This window comes from Roseomonas sp. 18066, from assembly GCF_902706185.1.
In the GTDB taxonomy this organism is placed as follows: Bacteria; Pseudomonadota; Alphaproteobacteria; order Acetobacterales; family Acetobacteraceae; genus Pseudoroseomonas.
The window spans coordinates 1-20,539 of sequence record NZ_CACSJM010000053.1 but is presented as its reverse complement, the minus strand read 5'-3'; the positions used below and the strand labels follow the sequence as shown (position 1 = coordinate 20,539).

Below are 20,539 nucleotides of genomic sequence, written 5' to 3'. Positions count from 1 at the left end.
GGCCGAACTGCGCACCGGGACGCGGGTTTGGATGTGATCATGCCGGAGGCCAACATCGGCATCTGGCATGATCATGCAGGTTCGGACCTCAGGCCGCCGTATCGACTACCCGCATCTGCTCCGGGTTCATGCGCCCGCCATGGACCGTGACCGCAGCGAAGGCCTCGTTCATCTCGTGCAGATCCGTCGCGGACAACTCGACACGTAGCGCCCCGAAATTCTCCTGGAGATGTTGCTGGCTCCGCGTGCCTGGGATCGGCACGATCCAGGGCTTCTGCGCCAGCAGCCATGCCAGCGCGACCTGGCTCGGCGTCGCGTTCTCCCGCTGCGCGAAGCGCGAGACGAGGTCGACGATGGGCTGGTTCGCCGCCATTGCCTCAGGCGAGAAACGGTCGAAGCCGCTGCGGAAGTCGGTCTTGGGGTCCAGCCTCGTCTGCGCGTTCATCGTGCCGGTCAGGAAGCCCATGCCGACCGGGCCCCAGGGCACGAAGCCGATGCCCAGTTCCTCGCAGGCGGCGAGCACGCCGTTGCGCTCAGGATCGCGCTCCATCAAGGAATACTCAGTTTGGACGGCGGCCACCGGCTGCACGGCGTGCGCCCGGCGGATCGTCCGCGCGCTGGCTTCCGACAGGCCGAAATGCAGGACCTTGCCTTCGCGGATCAGGTCCCTGACCGTGCCCGCCACGTCCTCGATCGGCACGTTGGGGTCGACGCGGTGCTGGTACAGCAGGTCGATGTGGTCGGTCCGCAGGCGCTTCAGCGAAGCTTCGACCACCTTGCGGATGCGATCGGGGCGGCTGTTGAGGCCACCGGCCTTGTCCTCCAGTTCGAAGCCGAACTTGGTAGCGATCGCCACCTGGCCACGGATCGGGGCCAAGGCCTCGCCGACCAGCGTCTCGCTGGTATAGGGGCCGTAGACCTCGGCAGTGTCGAAGAAGGTGACGCCGTTCTCATGCGCCATCCGGAGGGTGGCGATGCCCTGTTCGCGGCTGGCGGCGGGGCCGTAGTTGGCGCTGATGCTCATGCACCCGGCGCCGAGTTCGGAAACCACCAGGCTACCGAGTTTGCGGGTCTTCATGCTGGCCTGTCCTGTCATCTTCGGGCTGCTGGCGTTGCCGGACTGTCCCCATGCCGTTGAACCGACGAGCAAGGCCGCGCCAAGCAGGGCGGCGGTAGCCAGGAAATCGCGGCGGCTACGGTGCTGTGGGCGGTTCATCACGTCTGCTTCTCCTGAAGGGGGGCTGTGCCGCCGGGCGCCCCGTTGTCCGGGATGCAGCGGCGGCTGGATTGGCGGGGATCGTCAGGCGGCCTACTTGACCGCGAACCATCCGGGGGTGGCCTCGATCACCGCCCACAGCTTCCGTGGGATGCCGAGCCGCGGGGCGTCGGGTGCGGCGATGGCGGTCTCGATCTCGGCGGACCGTTCGCTCCGCGCCAGTTCGACCCAGTCGGGGTTCATCACGAGGCCCTGCCCGACGGCGACGAGATCCGCGCCGTCGTGAAGCACGGCCTGGGCCTGCCCCGGCATCCTGACTTGCCCAGCGACCACCAGCGGCGCCCGCCCGGCGAGGCGCTCGCTCAGGATCCGCGTGACGGTCGGCCCGTCGTCATGACCGACCGGCCGTGCCTGGGCCGCGTCGGGCAGCGACCCGTGCAGATAGTCGATCCCGGCTTCGACCAGCCGGTCGACGAGCACGAGTGAGTCCGCGATGCGGAGGCCGCCTTCGTTCGATTCCTCCGGCGATATCCGGTAGCCGAGCACGAAGGGCCGGTCGGCATGGGCCGCGATCGCCTGCCGCACCGCCTCGACCACCGCCAGTGGGAAGCGCATGCGGTTCTCGAGTGAGCCACCCCAGGCGTCGTCGCGCCGGTTGAAGTGGGGCGAGAGGAAGTTCTGGATCAGGAAGCCGTGGGCTCCGTGCAGTTCCACGCCGTCAAAGCCAGCCTCGATGGCCCGACGCGTCGTCTCGCCGAAGGCGCGGACGACGTGCAAGATTTCCTCTTCGCTCAGGGCCCTGGGAGTGATGGGAGGACTGAAGGGTCCGGCCGCCGTGGTCACCGTGCTGGCGCTGACGATGTCGCCGCCCGGGACGAGCGAGGGCACGGCCTTGTTTCCGGCATGGAAGATCTGGAGGATGGCAGGCGCCCCGCCGCTCCTGGCTGCGGCCGCCAGCCGCTTCAGGCTGGGCACAAAGCGGTCGTCGTAGGCGGCGAACTCGCCGGTGAAGCCAATGCCGTTCAACGCCACATGCGTGCAGCCCGTGATCACCAGACCGACGCCGTTCACGCGGCGGCGGTAGTAATCCTCCTCCTCGGCAGAGACGGTGCCGTCCTCGTTGCCGGACCAGGTTGTCATCGGCGCCATCACGATGCGGTTGCGCAGCGTCAGGCCCTTGGCGAAGGGCGCGGTGCCGAACAGTGCCGTCTCTGTGGAAGCCATGTGGATGTCCCTTCGCGTTCGGCCTGGGACGGTGCATCAGCCGATGCCTGCCAGGCCACGATGCGAAGGTAGGGCTGGCGCGGCCAACCCATTAGACGGTAAATCCCGAATGAACTGATACTGGATTTTTATGGATGGCGCGCGACGAGATCCAGGACCTGTCGAGTTTCGTGGCGGTGGCCGAGGAACGCAGTTTTACGCGTGCGGCCGCCAAGCTCGGCACCTCGCAGGCGGCGCTCAGCTACACGGTTCGGCGGCTGGAGGAGCGGCTTGGCGTCCGCCTGCTGACCCGAACCACCCGCAGCGTCGCGCTGACCGTGGCGGGCGAGCGGCTGCTCCGCACCGTGGCGCCGCGCTTCGACGAGATCCGGACCGAGATCGCATCCCTCAGTGAGTTGCGGGAGAAGCCAGCTGGCACCATCCGCATCACGACCGTCGAGCATGCGGCCGACACCATCATCTGGCCAGCCGCGGAAAAACTGCTCGCGGCGTATCCGGACATCAAGGTGGAGCTCTCCTACGACTACGGCCTGACGGACATCGTCAGCGAACGGTTCGACGCGGGGGTCCGCCTCGGCGAGCAGGTCGCCAAAGACATGATCGCGGTCCGCATCGGGCCCGAGTTCCGCCAGGCCATTGTTGGTTCGCCCTCCTACTTCGCCAATCGCCCCCGCCCGAAGACACCGCGCGACCTGACCGAGCACGACTGCATCAACCTGCGCTTGCCGACGTCGGGTGGGGTCTATGCCTGGGAGTTCCGCAAGCGGGAACAGGAGGTGCGGAGCCGCGTCGAAGGGCGCGTGGTCCTCAACCGTATCGAGCCGATGCTGAAGGCGGCACTCGCCGGGTTCGGACTGGTGTATCTGCCGGAGGATCAGGTCCAGGAGCACCTGGCCGCCGGGCGCCTGATCCAGGTGCTGACGGATTGGTGCCCGCCGCGGCCGGGCTACCACCTTTATTACCCGAGCCGACGCCAACCAACGCCCGCCTTCACCCTCCTGGTCGAGGCTTTGCGCCACAGAGGGTGACTACACGGCGGGCATCGTGTCGGCGGGTGCAGCGTGGCGTGCCACGCCCCAGAGAAGGTTGGATTCCGGTTCCCACCGCTGCTCCAAATTTACCCCATCCAAATCACCGATCTGCCGCTGAATTCGTGATGTCCTCGTGGTGCGCCGCTTCGGCCACCGCTTGCTCCCCTTCCAGCACCGGCCAGCCTTCGGCAGCTCCCCGGCCTCCTCCACCGTCCCCGCCAGCCTGCGGGACCGCGGCGTGGTCCGGGATCCACAGGCATGGCATAGGGTGGAGCAGAGATGGCGGCTCGTTCCGAGCATCTGTGGAGGACGAAAGCATGTTTTCGGTCGGGCAGAGGGTTTGGCATCGCGATGGCCGGCGCAGCGGCAAGGTGCTCGAATGCGACGGGGACCGGGTTTACATCGAGCAGGACAACGGGGCGGAGCTGGATCTGCGGGCGAGCGACCTGACCGCAACCCCGCCCGCCGACGCGACGCTGCCGGATGCCGGGCCGAAGGGTTCGGGCCCGGCAGCCCGGCCCGGACACCTCGCCCCGCCGGACCGCCGGCTGGTTCCGGCGGAGATCACCCCGGAGCATGCCCGGGTGCTGGGCATCATCCCCCCGCGCACGCTGCAGGCGGTCGCGGCGCTGCACGAGCGCCAGCCGGGCGGCGGCAAGTTCAGCACCCTCGATGTGGCGGACAAGCTCAACCGTGTCGCGGAGATCACCGCGGTGCCCTACCGCACCATGCGGCAGTACAGCGACCGCCCCGGCGAGCTCGGCCTGCTGATGGGCAAGGGCCTGGCCGACAGCCAGAAAGCCGGCCGGTAGGCCGCGGCCCGCCCAGGGCGGCGGGTCAGCGGAAGGCCCAGCGGAGGGTCTGCGCGATGCCCAGCGTCCCGGCCCGCACCAGCGGCCGGCCGAGCAGGGGATTGGGCAGCCCGTGCAGCCGGCGGGACCAGCCTGGCAGCAGGTCGATCGCCGCCTGGTTCGCCAGCGCCTGCAGGCCGGCCGTCACGCGATCGGCGCTGGCCGCCTTCAGCACCAGGCGGCGAACTTCCCGCGTGCGGGCGTCGGCGCGCAGCTGCGGCCGGTAGGACGCGATCAGGCGCTGCGCCTCCGCCAGGCTGCCCGGCACGGGCGCCGCGCCCAGGGCGCGCGCCACCTGCGCCACTTCCACGAAGTAGCGGTCCTGGTCGGCAAGCGACATGCCGGGCTCCGCGTAGCGCCGCCAGGCGCTCAGGAAGCTGGTGGCCTCCGTCACATGAACCCAGGCGAGCAGCGCCGGATCGCCGGCGGCATAGGGCGTGCCGTCGGGCAGGGTGCCGTGGACGCGCTCGTGAATATGGCGGACCCGCGCCATCACCGCCTCCGCCTCCTCGCGCCCGCCATAGGTGGTCAGGGCGATGAAGCGCGCGGTGCGCCGCAGCCGGCCCTGCAGGTCGGCGCGGAAGTTCGAATGGTCCCAGACGCCGGCCAGCACCGCCGGATGCAGCATCTGCAGCAGCAGCGAGGCGATGCCGCCGACCATCATCGAGGTGACGTCGCCATGGACGCGCCAGGCCACCGCCCGTGGGCCGAACAGGCCGTCCATCCGGCGCGCCACCGGCGCCTCGCCCCGCGCGCGGTCGTTGAACAGGGCGACGACACGGGCGGTGATGGCGGTCTTCAGGGCCTGCGCCGGATCTGGCTGCAGGGCGCGGGGCGAAGGGTCAGCCATGACCTTCGATATGGTCGGCTTCCGGCCTTCGGCAAGCCGATCAGGCGTCCCGCCTGAGCGGCCCTGGGGCGTCGCGCGGCTCGGGATCGTCGTGCCGCGCTTCGACCCGTGCGACATTGGCGTCGGCCGCGCCCGCGTCGCGGGCGAGGCCAGCCTTCAGCCATGCTTCCGACGGACGGCGCACTGCCGCCGCCCTGTCCGACAGCGGCCAAGAACCAACCGAGGGAACCCCGAAACGTGACGCCTCTCGACCCTGCCCTGCTGCCCGCCGGCCTCCGCAGCCGCATCCTTGACGGGGTGAACGGCCTCTCCGTGCATCTGCTCGAGGCCGGGCAGGCCGGGCAGCCCGCGGTGCTGCTGCTGCATGGCTTTCCGGAGCTGGCCTTTTCCTGGCGCAAGGTGATGCCCGCCCTGGCCGCGGCCGGCTTCCATGTCATCGCGCCCGACCTCCGCGGCTATGGCCGCACGACGGGATGGAGCGCGGGCTACGACGAACCGCTGGCGCCCTTCCAGATGCTCAACATGGTGCGCGACCAGCTGGCCCTGCTGCAGGCGCTCGGGCTGCAGCAGGTCCATATGGTGGTGGGGCATGACTATGGCTCCTCGGTCGCGGCCTGGTCGGCGCTGATCCGCCCCGACATCTTCCGGCGCCTGGCGATGATGAGCGCGCCCTTCGCCGGCCCGCCGCACTTCGGGGTGGCGCCGGCAGGCAATCCGGATGCCGGCCTGGCCGGGCTGCAGCCGCCCCGCAAGCACTACCAGTGGTACTACGCCGAACGCCGCGCCGCCGCGGAGATGGACCGCCCGCCGCAGGGGCTGCAGGCCTTCCTGCGGGCCTACTACCACCACAAGAGCGCCGACTGGCCGGGCAACCAGCCTTTCCCGCTGGCCGGCTGGACCGCGGAGGAGCTGGCGAAGCTGCCGGACTACTACGTCATGCCGTCGCAGGCGACGATGCCGGAGGCGGTGGCCCCTCACACGCCGGCCGCCGAGGCGCCCTGGCTGACGGATGCGGAACTGGCCGTCTATGCCGCGGAATACGCCCGCACCGGCTTCGCCGGGGGGCTGCAATCCTATCGCTGCAACACCAGCGGGGCGAATGCGGCGGATCTGGTCCTGTTCGGCGGCCGGCGGATCGAGGTGCCGGCGATCTTCATCGCCGGCGCCAGCGACTGGGGCATCCACCAGGCGCCCCTCGCCCTGACCCGGATGCAGGAGGCGGCCTGCGCTGATTTCCGCGGCCTGCACCTGATCCCAGGCGCGGGCCACTGGGTGCAGCAGGAGCAGCCGGAGGCCGTGGCGCAGCGGCTGACCGCCTTGGCCACCGGCGCGTCCGGCCCGTGACGTGATGGTTGGCCGCCCTTCCGCCACAGCCGCCGGTTCGGAGCAAAAGCGGCGGTCGTCCCGGCGGGGCCGAGGGCCTCTGGCCGAAGCGCCCTGGCTGGTCCGGCAGGGCCACAGACAGCAGGGCGGCGGCCCGCCAGATGGGCAGCCTCGATCGAGGCTGCGTGCCAGCGCCGGCGCCGAGGGGCGCTGCCGGACCGCCTGCTGCGTATCGCGGGGCCGCGTGTCCTTCTCCGCGGCGCCGGCACGAAAAAGGGCCCCGGCCATCGGCCGGGACCCTCTCGCAGCGCTGTGCGGGCCTCAGTACCAGAAGGTGCGCCAGGCGGCCTCGTAGATGGCGTCCATGACGGTGCCCTTGCCGCCGCCGCCGGTGGTGCTGGCGCCACGGCCCGGGCCGGCGCCGACGCGGCCGCCGACGATGCCTTCCAGGTCGCCGCCCGACAGGTCGCCCTCGGTGCGGGCGCGGTTCCAGCCGGCCAGCGCCGCCTCGTCGAAGCGGTAGCCCTGCGCATTGGCGAAGGCGACGAAGCCGGCCGGGCCGGAGACGGCGCGCAGCCCGTCCCGCAGAGCGGCGGAGCTGCGGGTGTCGGCGTGGAAGCGGTCGATCTCGGTGTTCATGGTCCTGCATCCTTCCTGGGTCATGCCCGTCGTTTCGGTCCGGATCGCGTCGTCTCGTTCGCCGCGTCCTGCCCTCTTCCTACCGCCCTGCCCCGGCCGCCCCCTGTTCCGCCGGGAACAGGCCGGCACGCCCCGGGACAGCGCGGGTCAGAACTCCAGCCAGCGCCGCAGCGCCGGCAGCACCAGCGCCACCGGCCGCGCCTGGCCGGTGACCACGGTGAAGCCGGCGACCGCGCCGCTCGCCACCGGCATCGCCGCACCCTGCGGCGCGCTCCAGCGATAGCCGCCGTCGCCACCGCGCAGCGGCCGCAGCCGCACCAGATGCACCGGCCCGGCCTTCTGCGCCGCCTCGACCAGCGCCTCGTTCGGCAGGGCGCCGCGCAGCGCCGCGAGGCTCAGCGGGAAATCGGAAACCTCGACCACCTCGGCCAGCATCTCGCCATGCTCCTCGCGCCGGGCGCCGGCGGGCAGCAGCCGCGCGGCCATGCCGGGGCGCAGCTCGCGCGCCAGCCGCGCCGGGATGGTGCCGGCCAGCTCGATGCCGGGCTGCCCGGCCTCGATCAGCGCCAGCACCTCGCCGGCGGCGACGACGCGGCCGGGGCCCGCGCGCAGCTCGACCACCCGCCCGGCCTGCGGCGCGCGCAGCACAGCGCCGGCGCCGCGCTCGGCGGCGGTCTCGGCCAGGCCGCGCTCGGCGGCGCTGACCGCCTCCACAGCGCGCGACAGCCGCTCCTCCTCGCCGCGGGCCTCTTCCGCCAGCCGGGCTTCCAGCTCGGCCAGGGCGGTCAGGGCGCCGGCGACCTCGCCCTCGGCCTGGGCCAGCTCGGCGCGGGCCAGGTTGAGCTGCGGCACGGTGGCATAGCCGCGGTCGCGCAGCGCCTGGGTATTGGCCGATTGCTGGCGCCGCGCCTGCACCTGCGCCTGGCCGGCCGCCAGCCGCGCCTCCAGCGCGCGGCGCTGCTCGCGCTCGGTGGCGTCGCGGCGGGCGGCGACGCGGCCGATGCCCTCGCGCACCCGGGCGAGCTCGGCGCGGCGCTCGGCCAGCAGGGCGGTCGCGCTGGACAGGCGGGAATCGCGGTCGGCGGCGGCCAGGCGCAGCAGCACGGCGCCGGCCTCGACCGCGGCGCCGGGGCGGGCCTCGACCGCCTCGACCACGCCGGCGGCGCCGGCCTGGGCCTCGACCAGCCGGCCGCCCTCGGCGATCAGCAGCCCGCTGCCGCCGGCGCTGCGCGCCACCTGGCCGAACCAGCCCCAGCCCAGCGCCGCCGCCGCCAGCAGCACCAGCATGGCGAGCCCCAGCCAATCGAGCGGCCGCGGCAGCAGCGCCAGGCGGTCGGTCGCCTCCGGCTCGCCCTCATGCGCGAGCGCCGTGGCGCGGAACAGCATGAAGCGCGGCAGGCTCATCGGGCGGCCTCATCGACCAGGGCGCGCAGCAGGGCGAAGCGCTCGCCGGCCCGCGTCAGCCCCTCCAGCACCAGCGGGTCGACCTCCTCCTCCTCGGCGGGCGCGCCGGCCATGGCCTCGCGCAGCCGGGTCGCCAGCAGCACCGCCAGGCCCCGGTGGAAGCGGGCGGAGAAGCCGTCATCGGCGGCCAGCCGCGCCGCCACCACCGCCTGCGGCAGGGCCAGCAGCCGCAGCGGCCCGGCGGCGCGCACCGCGGCGCTGGCCGGCCGCGCCTCGACGAAGGACATCTCGCCCAGCAGGTCGCCTTCGCGGCGCAGGGCGAGCTGCCGGCCGGCGGCGTCGCTGACCGCGGCGCGGCCGTCCAGCAGCAGCAGCAGCTCCTCCGGCCGGGTGCCGGCGGCGATCAGCGGCGCGCCGTCGGGCAGGTCGCGCGGCCGGCCGCGCGCGGCCAGCCAGCGCATGTCCTGGTCGTTCAGGCTGCCGAAGAGCAGCAGGATGGCGCGCATCAGCCGGTCTCCCCTTCCAGGTCTTGCAATTCCCCCTGCTGCCGCCGCGCCAGCCGGGCGAAGGCGCCGCCCGCGGCCAGCAGGGCGGCGGGCGGGCCGCTCTCGACGATGCGGCCGCGCTCCAGCACATGCACCACGTCGGCATCGACCAGCGAGGACAGGCGGTGGGCGACCACCAGCCGCGTCACCGGCAGCTCGGCCAGCAGCCGGCGGACGCCCGCCTGGGTGCGGTTGTCCAGCGCGCTGGTGGCCTCGTCGAAGACCAGCAGCCGCGGCCGCTGCAGCACGGCGCGGGCGATCAGCAGCCGCTGCCGCTGGCCGCCCGACAGGTTCTGCCCGGCCTCGCCGACCAGGGTGTGCATGCCCATCGGCAGGGCGTCGACCTCGTTGGCCAGCCCCGCCAGCCGCGCCGCCTCCCAGGCCGCGTCCAGCGCCGCCTCGCGCCCGTCCAGGATGTTCTCCAGGATCGAGCCGGGAGCCAGGCGCATCTCCTGGCCGACGAAGCCGACCTGGCGGCGGATCGCGGCGGCGTCGAGCAGCGCCAGGTCCAGCCCGTCGACATAGACCGCGCCTTCCTGCGGCCGCTCCAGCCCGAGCAGCAGCCGCAGCAGGGTGGACTTGCCCGAGCCCGAGGCGCCGGCCAGGGCGACATGCGCGCCCTCCGGCACCGCCAGCGTCACCCGGTCCAGCGCCGGCGGGCCGCCGCCGGGATAGCGGAAGCTGACCTGGCTGGCCGCCAGCGCGCCGCGCAGCCGGTGCGGCGTGCCAGCGGGGGCCGTGCCTGCGGGGATCGTCGTGGCATCGCCCTCCGGCGGCAGCAGCCCGGCGGCCTGGTGGCCGGCGGCCGCCATCCCCGGCCAGGCGCCGGCCAGCGCCGCCAGCGACTGCCCGGCCGCGACCCCCTGCCCCAGCGCCGCCTGGAACGCCAGAAAATCGCCCAGCGCCAGGCCGCCCGGCACCGCGGCGCTGCGCGCGCCCAGCAGGAAGACCAAGCCGGTGGCCAGGCCGCCGGCCAGCAGGGCGGCCAGCACCGTCGCCGTCTCCACCGCCTCGGCCCGGCGCAGCGCCGCCAGCCGGCGGGCGCCGATCGAGGCCCAGCGCGCCAGGATGAAGGGCTCGCTGGCGGTGGCCTTGACCTTGACGATGGCCGAGATTGCCTGGGCCATCAGCCCGGCCTGCTCGGCATGGTGCTGCTCGACGGCGCGGCGGGCGGCCAGGCCCAGCCGCGCCAGTAGCAGCCCGGGCAGCACCAGCAGCAGCAGCGCGGCCAGCCCCGCCAGCGCCAGCACCCCGCCATAGAAAGCCATCAGGCCGAGCGCCAGCAGCATGGCCAGCAGGTCGAGCAGCAGCCGCGCCGGCTGGCCGGCCAGCATCACCCGCAGGCGGGCCAGCGCCTCCATCCGCGCGGCGCAGGCGCCGGCGGGCTCGTCTCCCACCGGACCCGCAACTCGGGTCAGCGCCAGCCAGACCGCCGCCTCCAGCCGGTCGAGGCCGAGCGCCAGCAGCCGGTGGTCGCGCAGCTGCCGCGCCGCCTCGAAGCCGGCCGAGCCCAGCGCCGCGGCGGCGAGTGCCAGCATCAGCAGCCCGTGCGAGGCGCGGTCCATCCCCGGCCAGACATGGCCGAACAGCAGGTCGATGGCGACCGGCGGCAGCACGCCCAGCGCCACCCCGGCCAGGCCCCAGCCCAGCGCCGCCCGCGCCTCCGGCCGCGCCGGGCCGGCGCAGAGCCGCGCCAGCAGCCGCCCCGGCCGGGCCAGCGCCGCGGCGAGACCCGGCGCCGCGGGCGGCGTCAGCGCCAGGGCGCGCTCGGCCTCGGGCGCGGCCGGCGGGGCCTGGCGGCGCAGCGCGGTCGCCGCCGGCAGCAGCAGAGTCTCGGCCGATTCGCCAGGCTGCTGCGACAGCGTGACCGGGCGGGCGCCGAGGCCGAGCCGCTCGGCGCGCTGCCGGGCCTCGGCCAGGCGCTCTGCCGGCGGCAGCGCCGCCAGCCCCTGCAGCACCGCCTGCTCCGGCGTGGCGGCGGCGGCCGGGGCGCGGAAGGCGGCCGCGCCGGCCCGGCGCAGCCGGTCGTGGCGGTCGATGGCGGCGCGCCAGCCGGCCTCCCGCGCCGCGCCATTCGCCGCCAGCGCCGCGGCCAGGGCCGCGGTGACCTCGTCCTGCCAGCCGGCCAGCGCCGCGGCCAGCGCGCCCGCCTGCTGCAGCGCCGCGCTGTCGCGCAGCGGCAGGGTGGCGGCCTCGCCCGGCCACAGCCGCGGGGCGCGGTCGGTCAGCGCCTGCCAGCCTTGCGGCGTGCCGAGCCAGAGCAGCCGGCCGCGCGGGGCGGCGATGCGCTCGCCCGGCGCCAGGGTCACCGCCGGGCCGTCGACCGCGCGCGGGGTGTCGCCGGCGGGCGCGGCGGCGGCGGCCGAGAGGGTGGCGACCCAGGCCTCCAGCGCCACCAGCCCGCCCGGCCGGGCCAGGGCTTCCGTCAGGGTCAGCAGGGCAGCCGATCCCGCCGCCACCGGCAGCAGCACCGGGGCCAGCGACGCATCGCCCGGCAGCAGCGCCAGCGGCAGCGACGCCTCCAGCGTGGCGAGGTGCCAGGCCGGGCCGGCGGGCGCGCCCGCCGCGTCGCGCGGCGCCAGCAGCAGCTCCGCCTCGCCGGCCTCGCGCCACAGCAGCAGGCCGGGGGAAAGCTCCGGCGGCGCCGCGCCGGGGGTGAACGGGAAAACGGTCATCGCGCCCCCAGCAGGCCAGCATAGGCGCCGCCGGCGGCCAGCAGCGCGGCATGGCGGCCGCGCTCGACCACCCGGCCCTTCTCCAGCACCAGGATCTCGTCGGCGTCGCGCACGGTGGAGAGCCGATGCGCGATGGCCAGGGTGGCGATGCCGCGGCGGCGCAGGCAGCGCTCGATCCGCGCCTCGGCCGGCGGGTCGAGGGCGGCGGTCGCCTCGTCCAGCACCAGCAGCGCCGGGTCGCCGGCCAGGGCGCGCGCCAGCTCCAGCCGCTGCCGCTGGCCGCCGGAGAAATTGCGGCCGAACTCGGCGACCGGCGCCTCCAGCAGGCCGGGCCGCGCCTCCAGCTCCTCCAGCAGGGCGGCGTCGCGCAGCGCGGCCAGGGCCTCGGCGTCGCCGATGCCCTCCGGGCGGAACATCGCCAGGTTCTCCCGCACCGTGCCGGCGAAGAGCAGCACGCTCTGGTCGACATGCGCCAGCAGCCGGGCGCGGGCGGCGGCCGGCAGGCGGTGCACCGGCACCCCGTCCAGCAGCACCTCGCCCGACCAGGGGGCGTGCAGCCCGGCGGCCAGCCGGCCCAGCGTCGACTTGCCGCTGCCCGAGCCGCCGACCACGGCCAGGCGCTGCCCCGGCTCCAGCACGAAGGAGACGTCGTCCAGGATCGGCGGCTCGACCGGGGAATGGCCGAAGCGGACGGCGCGGAATTCCAGCCGGCCGGCGGCGGGGCCGGGCGGGAGCGGCGGCTCCACGGGGCGTTCCTGGCGGAACACCTCGTCGACGCGGGCGGCATCCGGCAGCAGCGCGGCGAGCGCCCCCGCCGCGCGAAGAATCTCGCCCAGCGGCCGCAGCAGCGTCGCCGCCAGCATCTGCAGCGCCACCACCTGGCCCAAGCTGGCGCGCCCCGCCATCACCTGCCAGCCGCCGATCGCCAGCACCGCGACCAGCAGCAGCCCGCCGGCGGTGGCGGGCGCCAGGTTCCACAGGGCGCGGCCGCGCGCCAGCTTGCCGCGCTCGGTCGCCGCCTGCGCCTGGTGGCCGGACCAGCGGGCGAAGCCGTCGCCGGCCCGCCCCGCGGCGCGCAGCGAATCCGCCAGGAAGAAACCTTCCAGCGTGGCGCCGGCCAGCAGCCCCTCGGCGCGGCGCAGCCGGGTGGCGGGCTCGACCAGCCGGCGCGCGGCGAGCAGCCCGGCGCCCAGCATCAGCAGCGCCAGCAGCGCCATCGCCGCCCCCGCCAGCGGGTCGATCAGCACGGCGAGCGCCAGCAGCATCGGCACCAGCAGCACCGCCGACAGCGCCTCCGCCCCCGGCCCCGCCAGATGGGCGGCCAGCCGCGGGAAGACGCCCAGCCGGTCGGTCAGCTCGCCGGTATGGCGCTGGGCGAAGAAGGCCAGCGGCAGGTCGAGCAGGCGGGCCAGGAAGCGCGCCTCGCCGGCCGAGGCCATCCAGGCCTCGGCGGCGACCAAGGCGCGGCGCTGCAGCAGCGTGGCCAGGGCGCGGAACAGCGTCATGCCGGCCAGCGCCAGCAGCAGCGGCGCCAGCCAGCGCTCCTGGCCGCGCAGCAGCACCTCGTCGATGAAGACCTGGCCCAGCGCCGGGGTCAGCGCCAGCGGCAGGGCGGCGAGCCCGGCCAGCAGCGCCAGCAGCGGCAGCTGCCGGCCGAGCCCGGCGGTGGGCCCGAGCAGCAGCCGCCGCGCCGAGGCGGGCGCGCCGCGGCGGCGGAATTCGGGGCCCGGCGTGAAGCTCAGGCAGATGCCGGTGAAGGCGCGGTCCAGCGCGTCGGCGTCGACCGTGACGCGGCCCTGCGCCGGGTCCAGCAGCCGGGCGCCGCCGCCGGGCAGCAGCGCCTCCAGCACGACGAAATGGTTGAAGTTCCAGAACAGGATGGCGGGCAGCGGCAGGGCGCCGAGCTGCGCCACCTCGCGCTTCAGCCCGCGCCCCTCGAGGCCGAGCGCCGCCGCCGCCGCCAGCAGCGCCGAGGCGCGCGAGCCGTTGCGGGAGACGCCGCAGCGGATGCGCAGCTCGTCCAGCGGCACGAAGCAGCGATGCGCCGCCAGCACCATGGCCAGGCAGGCGGCGCCGCATTCCGCCGCCTCCTGCTGCAGGATCAGGGGGGCGCGCTTCATGCGGCACCCCCGGGGGCCCTTGCCCGATCGCAACGGCCAGCGGCAAGCTGCAGCCATGCCGCATCCTGCCGACGACACGCTCCGGCTGCTCGACCGGGTTTCCTTCCTGGCGCCGCTGCCGGCGGCCTCGCGCCAGGCGCTGGCGGCGCTGGCCCGGCCGCAGCGCCTGGCCGAGGCGCGGCCGCTGTTCCGCCGCGGCGACCCCGGGGAGGGCATGATCCTGGTGCTGGACGGGCTGGTGCGGCTGCACCTGACCAGCGCCGCCGGGCGCGAGCTGACGCTGGGCCTGGCCGGCCAGGGCGAGCCGGTCGGCGAGCTGGCGCTGATCGATGGCGGCCCGCGCAGCGCCGATGCGACGACGCTGACCCCGGTGTCGCTGCTGCTGTTCCGCCATGCCGAGGCGGCGCCGCTGATCGAGCGCGACGGCGCCCTGGCGATGGCGCTGCTGCGCATGGTGGTCGGCCGGCTGCGCCGCACCACCGACCAGGTCGAGGCGGTCGGGCTGCAGCCGCTGCCGCAGCGGCTGGCCGGGGTGCTGCTGCGGCTGGCGGCGGCCGACCCGGCCGGGCTGGTGCGGCTGCCGCAGGGGCAGATCGCGGCGCTGGTGGCGGCGACCCGGCCGAAGGTGAACCTGGCGCTGGCCGAGCTGCGCCGCCAGGGGCTGCTGGTGCCGGCCCGCGCCGGGCTGCGGCTGCAGGATCTGGCCGCGCTGCGCGCGATCGCCGAAGGATGAGGCTGCCGAAGGCGGGACTGCTGGCCGCCGCGCTGCTGGCCGCGGCGGCGCTGCTGGCGCCGGCCACCGCCGGCTGGCTGCGCGACGCCGCGACCGACGCGCTGATGCGGCAATGGCCGCGCCCGGCGCCGGCCGGCAGCCCGGTGCTGGCGGTGGCCATCACCGGCGCCGACCTGGCCGCCGGGGCGCCCTGGCCCTGGCCGCGCGCGACGCTGGCCCGGCTGGTGGACCGGCTGGCCGAGGCCGGCGCCGCGGGCATCGCGCTCGACATCGCGCTCGACGGGCCCGAGGAGGGCGACGTGGCCCTGGCCGCCGCGCTGGCGCGGCTGCCCTCGGTGGTGGCGGTGCTGGGCGGCCCGGCGCCGTCCGAAAGCGGCTTCGGCATGGCGGTGATCGGCGCGCTGCCGCCGCAGGCCCTGCCGGCGCTGCCGGGCAGCGAGCCGCGCGCCCTGCCCGCCATCCCCTCCGCCCTGGCGGTGCTGCCGGGCGAGGTGGTGCGCGGCGTGCCGCTGGCCTGGCGCGTCGGCGACGATCCCGCGCTGCTGGTGCCGGGCCTGCCGCTCGGCCTGCTGGCGCGGGCGCTGGGGGCGCAGACCATCCTGCTGCGGCCGGGGTCGCTGCAGCTGGGCGACCAGGCGCTGCCGCTGCCGCCCGGCGGCCTGCTGCGGCTGGACCCCGCCGCGCGGCCGCCGCCGCTGCTGAGCGCCGGACAGGTCTTGCGGGGAGAAGGGCTGGCGATGGCGCGCGGGCGGCTGGTGCTGCTCGGCGTCACCGCGCCGGAGGTGGCGCCGCTGCGGCCCTCCAGCCTCGGCGCCTTCACCCCCTCGCTGCTGATCCAGGCGGCGGCGGTGGCGCAGCTGGCCGAGGGCTGGCTGCCCTGGCGCCCGGCCATGGCGGCGCCGCTGGAGGCCGCGCTGGTGCTGCTGCTCGGCCTGACGGGGGCGGCGTTGGCGCAGCACTGGACAGGGCGCGGCGTGCTGGGCGGCATTCTGCTGGCGCTGGCCTGGCCAGCGCTGGCGCTGGCAGCGCTGCGGCTGCAGGGGATGCTGCTGGACCCGGCGCTGCCGGCGCTGGCGGCGTTGCTGGGCGCGCTGGCCCAGGCGGCGGCCGAGGCGGCGCGGCTGGCGCGGGAGCGGGCGCGGCTGCTGGCGCGCTTCGCCCAGCGGCTGCCGACCGGGGTCGCGGCGCAGCTGCTGGCGCGGCCCGAGGCCGAGCGGCTGCGCCCGGAGCGCTGCCGCGTCGCCGTGGTGATGACCGACCTGGCCGGCTTCTCGACCATGGTGCAGGCGCAGGACCCGGCGGCCGTGGTCGCCGCGCTGAACGCGTATCTGGCCGGGGTCGAGGCCGCCGTGCTGGCCGAGGGAGGCGTGCTGGAGCGGCTGATCGGCGACAGCGTGCTGGCGGTCTTCGGCGCCCCGGTCGCGGCGGAGGGCGACGACCGCCGCGCCCTGGCCGCCGCCCGCGCCATCGACGCCTTCGCCGAGGCCTTCCGCCAGGCGCCGGAGGCCCGGGCGCTGGGCTGGGGCGAGACGCGGATCGGCATCGCCGCCGGCGCGGTGATGGCGGGCGAGCTCGGCGGGTCGCGCCTGACCTGGTCGGTCTGCGGCGACGCCGCCAATGTGGCGGCGCGGCTGCAGGAGCTGGCCAAGACGCTGGGCTGCCGGGCGCTGGTCACCGGCATCGCCGATCCCAGCCTGCCGCCGCCGCTCGGCCATTTCCTGCTGCGCGGCCGGCCGGGCGAGACGGTGGTGCATCCGCTCGACCCCGGCTGAGGCGCCGCCCGGCCAGGGGTCATTCGACGAGGGCGAGGGCGCGGGCGATGCGCGGCGCGCCCCAGCGCACCACCGGGCCGGGCGGCGCGCCGATGCTCGCCATGTCCACCCCCTCGCCGGCGCCGAGCGCCACGGTGACGCCGGCCGCCTCGACCGCGACCTGGCCGCGCTCGACGAAGACCGCGTGGCGCCCGTCGAGGGGACCCGCGAAGAACCGGGTGCCGCGCACGCCGATCCGCGCCCAGGGCAGCTCCAGCGTGACCGACGCCGGCTGGGCCGGGTCCTTGTCGACCAGCACCGGCCCGCCGAAGACGCGCAAGGCCGCGCCGCGCTGCGGCCCCTGCAGGGTCAGCGCATCGACCCGCAGGCTGGCGCTCTCGCCCAGGCGGATCTCGACGCCGCCCTCCAGCAGCGCCACCAGCCGCGAGGCCGGGCCGGTGCTGACCAGGTCGTCGACCAGGAGCTCCGCCGCAGGCGAGAGGGCGCGCGGCGGGCTGCCGGAGAACAGCGCCGCCGCCTCGCCGCGCAGCGCCGAGATGACGCCGGCGCGGGCCCGTCGGGCCTCGGCCGGCGTGGCCAGGGCCAGGAGGGGGAGCAGCAGGGCACCGCGTCGCAGCATGGGCGAAGGCTCCGTCATGTTGCGACATCGTAAGCTTGACGTGGGGTTTCGCCCAAGGGGGAAGGCGTGCCGCAAGGGCGCAATCCTGCGCCGGCCGTCAGGTCACAGCACCAGGTCGGCCTGGCTGACGAAGCCGAACTGGCTGGCCGTGAAGCTGACCGGCACGCCATTGGCGTGGCTGGCGGTGAAGCCGAAGCCGGTGCTGCCGCCGGCCGCGACCGCGGCGTTGTAGTCGAGTGCGGCGAACAGAAGATCGCCCTCGGCGTCGCGGCTGACGCTGGCGCCCCAGACGCTGGTCGCAGGGGTCCGCGGTCTTGACCATGGCGACATGGTCCAGCGCCAGGCCGGCGCCATCCAGCTTGCCGCCGCTCTGCGTGAAGACCAGCGTGTCGGAAGCATGGCCGGCACCGCCGGTGACGCGGACAGGGCATGATGACGGTGCCGGCGGCGGCCAGCCGGGTGCGCAGCGCCTCGGGCAGCGGCGCCTCGCAGAAGGCGGCGGAAACCTGCTCGAGCCGGCCGAAGCAAGCTTTTCGCTGCCACCATCGCCGCCCACCGCCTCAGGCGCAGCGCACCCGGCCCTAAACCCCGCAGACCAACGGCAAGGCCGAGCGCTTCATCCAGACCAGCATCCGCGAATGAGCCTACGCCTCGCTTTTTCAATCCTCAGCAGATTGCCGCCGCGCCATGCATCCATGGCTGCAGACCTACAACACCCTCAGGCCCGATTCCGCTCTCAAGGGACTGTCGCCCATCAGCCGCATCAGCAGGGACAATGTCCTTGGGAGCGACAGCTAGCCGACGAAGAGGTCGCGCATCGCGGTGTCGCTGTCGGTCATGCTCTGCCGCGCCAGGCCGCCCGAGATCGACCCGGGCCGCGAGATCCAGCGGCGCGGCGGCGTCGGTCATCCGGCCAGCTCCACCCGGCCGCCCAGCAGGCAGCCGGGGCGGTCCGGATCGGGCCTGACATGGATCTCGCTGGGCCGCCCCATGGCCTCGCCCTGGCGGATCCGCAGCCCCGCCGCCGGCGCGCCCAGCCCGTAGAACAGCGCCGCGGCGGCGATGCCGGTCGCCGCATCCTCGGGGTAGCCGGAATTGCGCGGGAACTGCCGGGCATGGACGACGCCTTCCGCGCCGCGGCACCAGAGATAGAGCCCGGTGGAATCGATCGCCTCGCAGGCGGCGCGGACCTGCGCCGGATCGGGCGCCAGGCTTTGCAGCCGGGCGAGGTCGGCCACCGGCACCAGCGTCTTGACCCGGCTGGTCGCGGCATTGGCGACCGCCATGCCCGGCAGCAGGTCCTGGCCGTCCAGGCCCAGCGCCGCCAGCAGCGGCGCCACCGCCGCCACCGGCTCGACACGGCCGGGCGGCTGGGTGATCTCGACGGCGCCATCCGGGCGGAAGCAGGCATGCACCAGCCCGGACAGGGTCTCGATGCGCAGCACCGGCCCGCGCGCCAGGCCGCGCGCCCGCAGCAGCCAGGCCGCGCCCAGGGTGGCGTGGCCGCACATCTCCATCTCGTGCTGCGGCACGAAGAAGCGGAAGCGGAAATCCGCCGTGCCGGCCCCCTCGGGGGGCAGCACGAAGCCGCTTTCATGCCCGTGCAGGGCGGCGACATCCTGCATCTGCCGCGCCGTCATGCCGCGGGCATCGAGCACGACCGGACAGGGGTTGCCGCCACCGGGCGCGGCGGGGAAGACCGAGAGGATCAGGGGCGAGGCATGCAGGGACATGCCGCCATGCTTACCGCATCCGGCAGGGCGCCGCGCGCCTGGCCGGGCCCTGTCACGGCGCCGATCGGGCCTGCGACGGGCAGTGCCCGCGATGCCGGCGGAACAGCCGGGCCAGATGCGACGGCGAGGCCAGCCCGACCCCCTGGGCGGCGGCCAGCACGCTCTGCCCGGCGGCGATGCGGCGCGCCGCCGCCTCGACCCGCAGCGCCGCGAGATGGTCGGCGATGCTGGTGCCCAGATGGCGGCGGAACAGCCGCGTCAGCTGCCGGCGCGACAGGCCGAAGCGGGCGGCCAGCCCGTCCAGCGGATGCGCCTCCTGCGGGTGGGCCGCCAGGTGGCTGGCGACAGCCCGGGCCAGCGCCGCGCCATGCTCCACCGCGGCCGGCTCCGGCCGGGTCTCGACGGCCTCCTCCAGCAGCAGCCGCTCGGTCAGCAGGGCGCGGGCCGTGCCCTCCTGCAGCGCGTCGCGGTAGCGCAGCAGGGTCAGCATGCCGGCCGGCAGCAGCGCCAGGTGCCAGCCATGCCGGGCCGGCAGCCAGTGCCGCAGCCGCGCGGCCGGGGCGTAGAGCACGAGATGCCGGTGCGCCGCTTCCGCCGCGCGGGTGCGGTGGCCGATGCCGGGCGCGACCAGCAGCGCCTCGCCCGGGCGCATCCGCGCGGCGGCGCGCTGGCCCTCCAGCTCGAACAGCATGGCGCCCTGCCGCGGCAGCAGCAGCATGGCGCAGTCATGCACATGCCATCCCGTCACGTAGCCGGGGGTCGCGACCGTCGCCACGGCCCAGCCATCCTGTTGCAGCGAGATGACCATGCCTGTCGATCCATGCCCCCGAGCGGTGCCGGAGCAGAGCCCAGCCGCGGGGCCAAGGCAACCGGGATCAGACGATCCGCCGCAGCCGCAGCAGCGCCAGGGTGCCGCCCATCGAGGCCAGCATCAGCGCCGCCGCCCAGGCGGTGCCGCCGCCATCGCCGGCCCAGGGCAGCCCCTCGGTGTTCATGCCGAAGAAGCCGCTGACCAGGGTCGGCGGCAGCAGCACCGCGGTCAGCACCGACAGCAGGTTCAGGTTGCGGTTGGTCTCGGCCGCCTGGCGCGCCGACAGCTCGTCCTGCAGCGCCCGGCCATGCTCCTGCAGCGCCCGCAGGTCGTCCAGCGCCGCCAGCATCCGCCGCCGCGCCACGGCATGGGTCTCGGCATCGGCCCAGTCGGGCAGGTCGCCGGTCTCCTCGCGGACCAGCCGCATCACCGGCACCGCCAGGCGCTGCAGCCGGGTGGTCTGGCGGCGGATCTCGCCCAGCTTGCGGCCGAGCTCCTGCGGCGTGCGGGCCGGGGTCTCGGCCAGCAGCTCGTCCTCGACGCGGCGCGCCTCGTCGTCCAGCGCATCGGCGCGCTGGCTGATGCCGGCGCCGAGCTGCGCCAGCACCTGGTCGAGCAGCGCCGCCGGCCCGTCCGGCACCTGGCCGCCCTGCACCGCGCGCCAGGCGCGGTACAGCCCCTGCGGCGCGGCGCGGCGGGCGGTGGTGATCTGGGTCGGCGTCATGGCGAAGCGCCAGCTGGCCAGCAGCTGCTCGCCGGGGCCGCTCTGCTGGGCGAAGTCGGGCAGGATGCCGCAGACCACCTCGCCCTCGACCTCAAGGCGCGGGCTTTCATCCTTGTCGTGCATGACGGCCAGCGCCGCCTCGCCCCAGCCTTCGGCGCGGATGGCGGGCAGGCTGCCGGGCTGCACCAGGTCGTAATGCGTCCAGCGCCACCCTCCCGGCAGGTCGAGCTGCCAGACCCGCCCGAGCGGGCCGGGGCCTGGGCCGGGGG

The 20,539-nt window shown here is 75.4% G+C and carries 18 protein-coding genes and 1 pseudogene; 6 read left to right on the top strand and 13 right to left on the bottom strand.

Annotated features, from left to right (window positions below; all coding sequences use genetic code 11):
- Positions 1-88: 88 nt before the first annotated feature.
- Both GVN67_RS12855 and GVN67_RS12850 read right to left on the bottom strand, forming a co-directional pair.
- Positions 89-1,216, bottom strand: a complete 1,128-nt coding sequence (locus GVN67_RS12855; RefSeq protein WP_159996494.1) for an aldo/keto reductase — start codon at positions 1,214-1,216, stop codon at positions 89-91.
- A 93-nt stretch (positions 1,217-1,309) separates the two neighbouring features.
- Positions 1,310-2,440: an NADH-dependent flavin oxidoreductase gene (locus GVN67_RS12850; protein WP_159996492.1), complete on the bottom strand. Its 1,131-nt coding sequence runs from the start codon at positions 2,438-2,440 to the stop codon at positions 1,310-1,312.
- Positions 2,441-2,574: 134 nt separating this feature from the next.
- Here GVN67_RS12850 and GVN67_RS12845 point away from each other — a divergent pair, with 134 nt between their 5' ends.
- Positions 2,575-3,468, top strand: a complete 894-nt coding sequence (locus tag GVN67_RS12845) for a LysR family transcriptional regulator (protein ID WP_159996490.1) — start codon at positions 2,575-2,577, stop codon at positions 3,466-3,468.
- Between the two features lie 320 nt (positions 3,469-3,788).
- Entirely contained in the window at positions 3,789-4,283 is a 495-nt protein-coding gene (locus tag GVN67_RS12840) for a hypothetical protein (protein WP_159996488.1), read from the top strand.
- Positions 4,284-4,308: 25 nt separating this feature from the next.
- Here the strand turns inward: GVN67_RS12840 and GVN67_RS12835 are convergent, their stop codons facing one another.
- Positions 4,309-5,172 carry an oxygenase MpaB family protein gene (locus tag GVN67_RS12835; RefSeq protein WP_159996486.1) on the bottom strand — a complete coding sequence of 288 codons (864 nt, stop codon included), beginning with the start codon at positions 5,170-5,172 and terminating at the stop codon, positions 4,309-4,311.
- A 237-nt stretch (positions 5,173-5,409) separates the two neighbouring features.
- Here GVN67_RS12835 and GVN67_RS12830 point away from each other — a divergent pair, with 237 nt between their 5' ends.
- Complete coding sequence (locus GVN67_RS12830) at positions 5,410-6,516, top strand: alpha/beta fold hydrolase (protein ID WP_200845246.1); 1,107 nt, start codon at positions 5,410-5,412, stop codon at positions 6,514-6,516.
- A 300-nt stretch (positions 6,517-6,816) separates the two neighbouring features.
- Here GVN67_RS12830 and GVN67_RS12825 read toward each other — a convergent pair whose 3' ends face one another.
- From GVN67_RS12825 to GVN67_RS12805, 5 genes are all read right to left on the bottom strand, one after another.
- Positions 6,817-7,134: a Nif11-like leader peptide family natural product precursor gene (locus tag GVN67_RS12825; protein WP_159996482.1), complete on the bottom strand. Its 318-nt coding sequence runs from the start codon at positions 7,132-7,134 to the stop codon at positions 6,817-6,819.
- A 147-nt stretch (positions 7,135-7,281) separates the two neighbouring features.
- Positions 7,282-8,538, bottom strand: coding sequence for an NHLP bacteriocin system secretion protein (locus GVN67_RS12820; RefSeq protein WP_159996480.1), 1,257 nt, complete (start codon positions 8,536-8,538; stop codon positions 7,282-7,284).
- A complete protein-coding gene (locus GVN67_RS12815) occupies positions 8,535-9,044 on the bottom strand; it encodes a cyclic nucleotide-binding domain-containing protein (RefSeq protein ID WP_159996478.1) in 510 nt (169 codons plus the stop codon). The genes GVN67_RS12820 and GVN67_RS12815 overlap by 4 nt, the downstream gene beginning before the upstream one ends.
- Positions 9,044-11,758, bottom strand: coding sequence for an ATP-binding cassette domain-containing protein (locus GVN67_RS12810; protein WP_159996476.1), 2,715 nt, complete (start codon positions 11,756-11,758; stop codon positions 9,044-9,046). Before GVN67_RS12810 ends, GVN67_RS12815 begins: the two co-directional genes overlap by 1 nt.
- Positions 11,755-13,878 carry a cysteine peptidase family C39 domain-containing protein gene (locus GVN67_RS12805; protein WP_159996474.1) on the bottom strand — a complete coding sequence of 708 codons (2,124 nt, stop codon included), beginning with the start codon at positions 13,876-13,878 and terminating at the stop codon, positions 11,755-11,757. The genes GVN67_RS12810 and GVN67_RS12805 overlap by 4 nt, the downstream gene beginning before the upstream one ends.
- Before the next feature lie 55 nt (positions 13,879-13,933).
- Here GVN67_RS12805 and GVN67_RS12800 point away from each other — a divergent pair, with 55 nt between their 5' ends.
- Positions 13,934-14,611 (top strand): Crp/Fnr family transcriptional regulator, encoded by a 678-nt coding sequence (locus GVN67_RS12800; protein ID WP_159996472.1) that lies wholly within the window; start codon positions 13,934-13,936, stop codon positions 14,609-14,611.
- Complete coding sequence (locus GVN67_RS12795) at positions 14,608-16,383, top strand: adenylate/guanylate cyclase domain-containing protein (RefSeq protein ID WP_159996470.1); 1,776 nt, start codon at positions 14,608-14,610, stop codon at positions 16,381-16,383. The genes GVN67_RS12800 and GVN67_RS12795 overlap by 4 nt, the downstream gene beginning before the upstream one ends.
- 19 nt (positions 16,384-16,402) lie before the next feature.
- Here GVN67_RS12795 and GVN67_RS12790 read toward each other — a convergent pair whose 3' ends face one another.
- The gene (locus GVN67_RS12790; RefSeq protein WP_159996468.1) at positions 16,403-17,002 is read right to left on the bottom strand and encodes a FecR family protein; all 600 of its coding nucleotides are present in this window, start codon (positions 17,000-17,002) and stop codon (positions 16,403-16,405) included.
- A gap of 102 nt (positions 17,003-17,104) precedes the next feature.
- Positions 17,105-17,356 (bottom strand): cellulose binding domain-containing protein, encoded by a 252-nt coding sequence (locus GVN67_RS12785; protein ID WP_159996466.1) that lies wholly within the window; start codon positions 17,354-17,356, stop codon positions 17,105-17,107.
- A 303-nt stretch (positions 17,357-17,659) separates the two neighbouring features.
- Between GVN67_RS12785 and GVN67_RS30560 the strand changes: the two are divergent.
- Positions 17,660-17,800 (top strand): annotated as a pseudogene (locus tag GVN67_RS30560) (hypothetical protein); the annotation flags it as partial.
- A 107-nt stretch (positions 17,801-17,907) separates the two neighbouring features.
- Here GVN67_RS30560 and GVN67_RS12775 read toward each other — a convergent pair.
- The 3 genes from GVN67_RS12775 to GVN67_RS12765 all read right to left on the bottom strand — a co-directional run.
- Positions 17,908-18,735: a PhzF family phenazine biosynthesis protein gene (locus tag GVN67_RS12775; RefSeq protein ID WP_159996464.1), complete on the bottom strand. Its 828-nt coding sequence runs from the start codon at positions 18,733-18,735 to the stop codon at positions 17,908-17,910.
- 52 nt (positions 18,736-18,787) lie between these two features.
- Positions 18,788-19,543 (bottom strand): AraC family transcriptional regulator, encoded by a 756-nt coding sequence (locus GVN67_RS12770; RefSeq protein WP_159996462.1) that lies wholly within the window; start codon positions 19,541-19,543, stop codon positions 18,788-18,790.
- A 67-nt stretch (positions 19,544-19,610) separates the two neighbouring features.
- Positions 19,611-20,539: CorA family divalent cation transporter (locus GVN67_RS12765; protein ID WP_159996460.1), on the bottom strand; the 929-nt coding region annotated here is incomplete at its 5' end.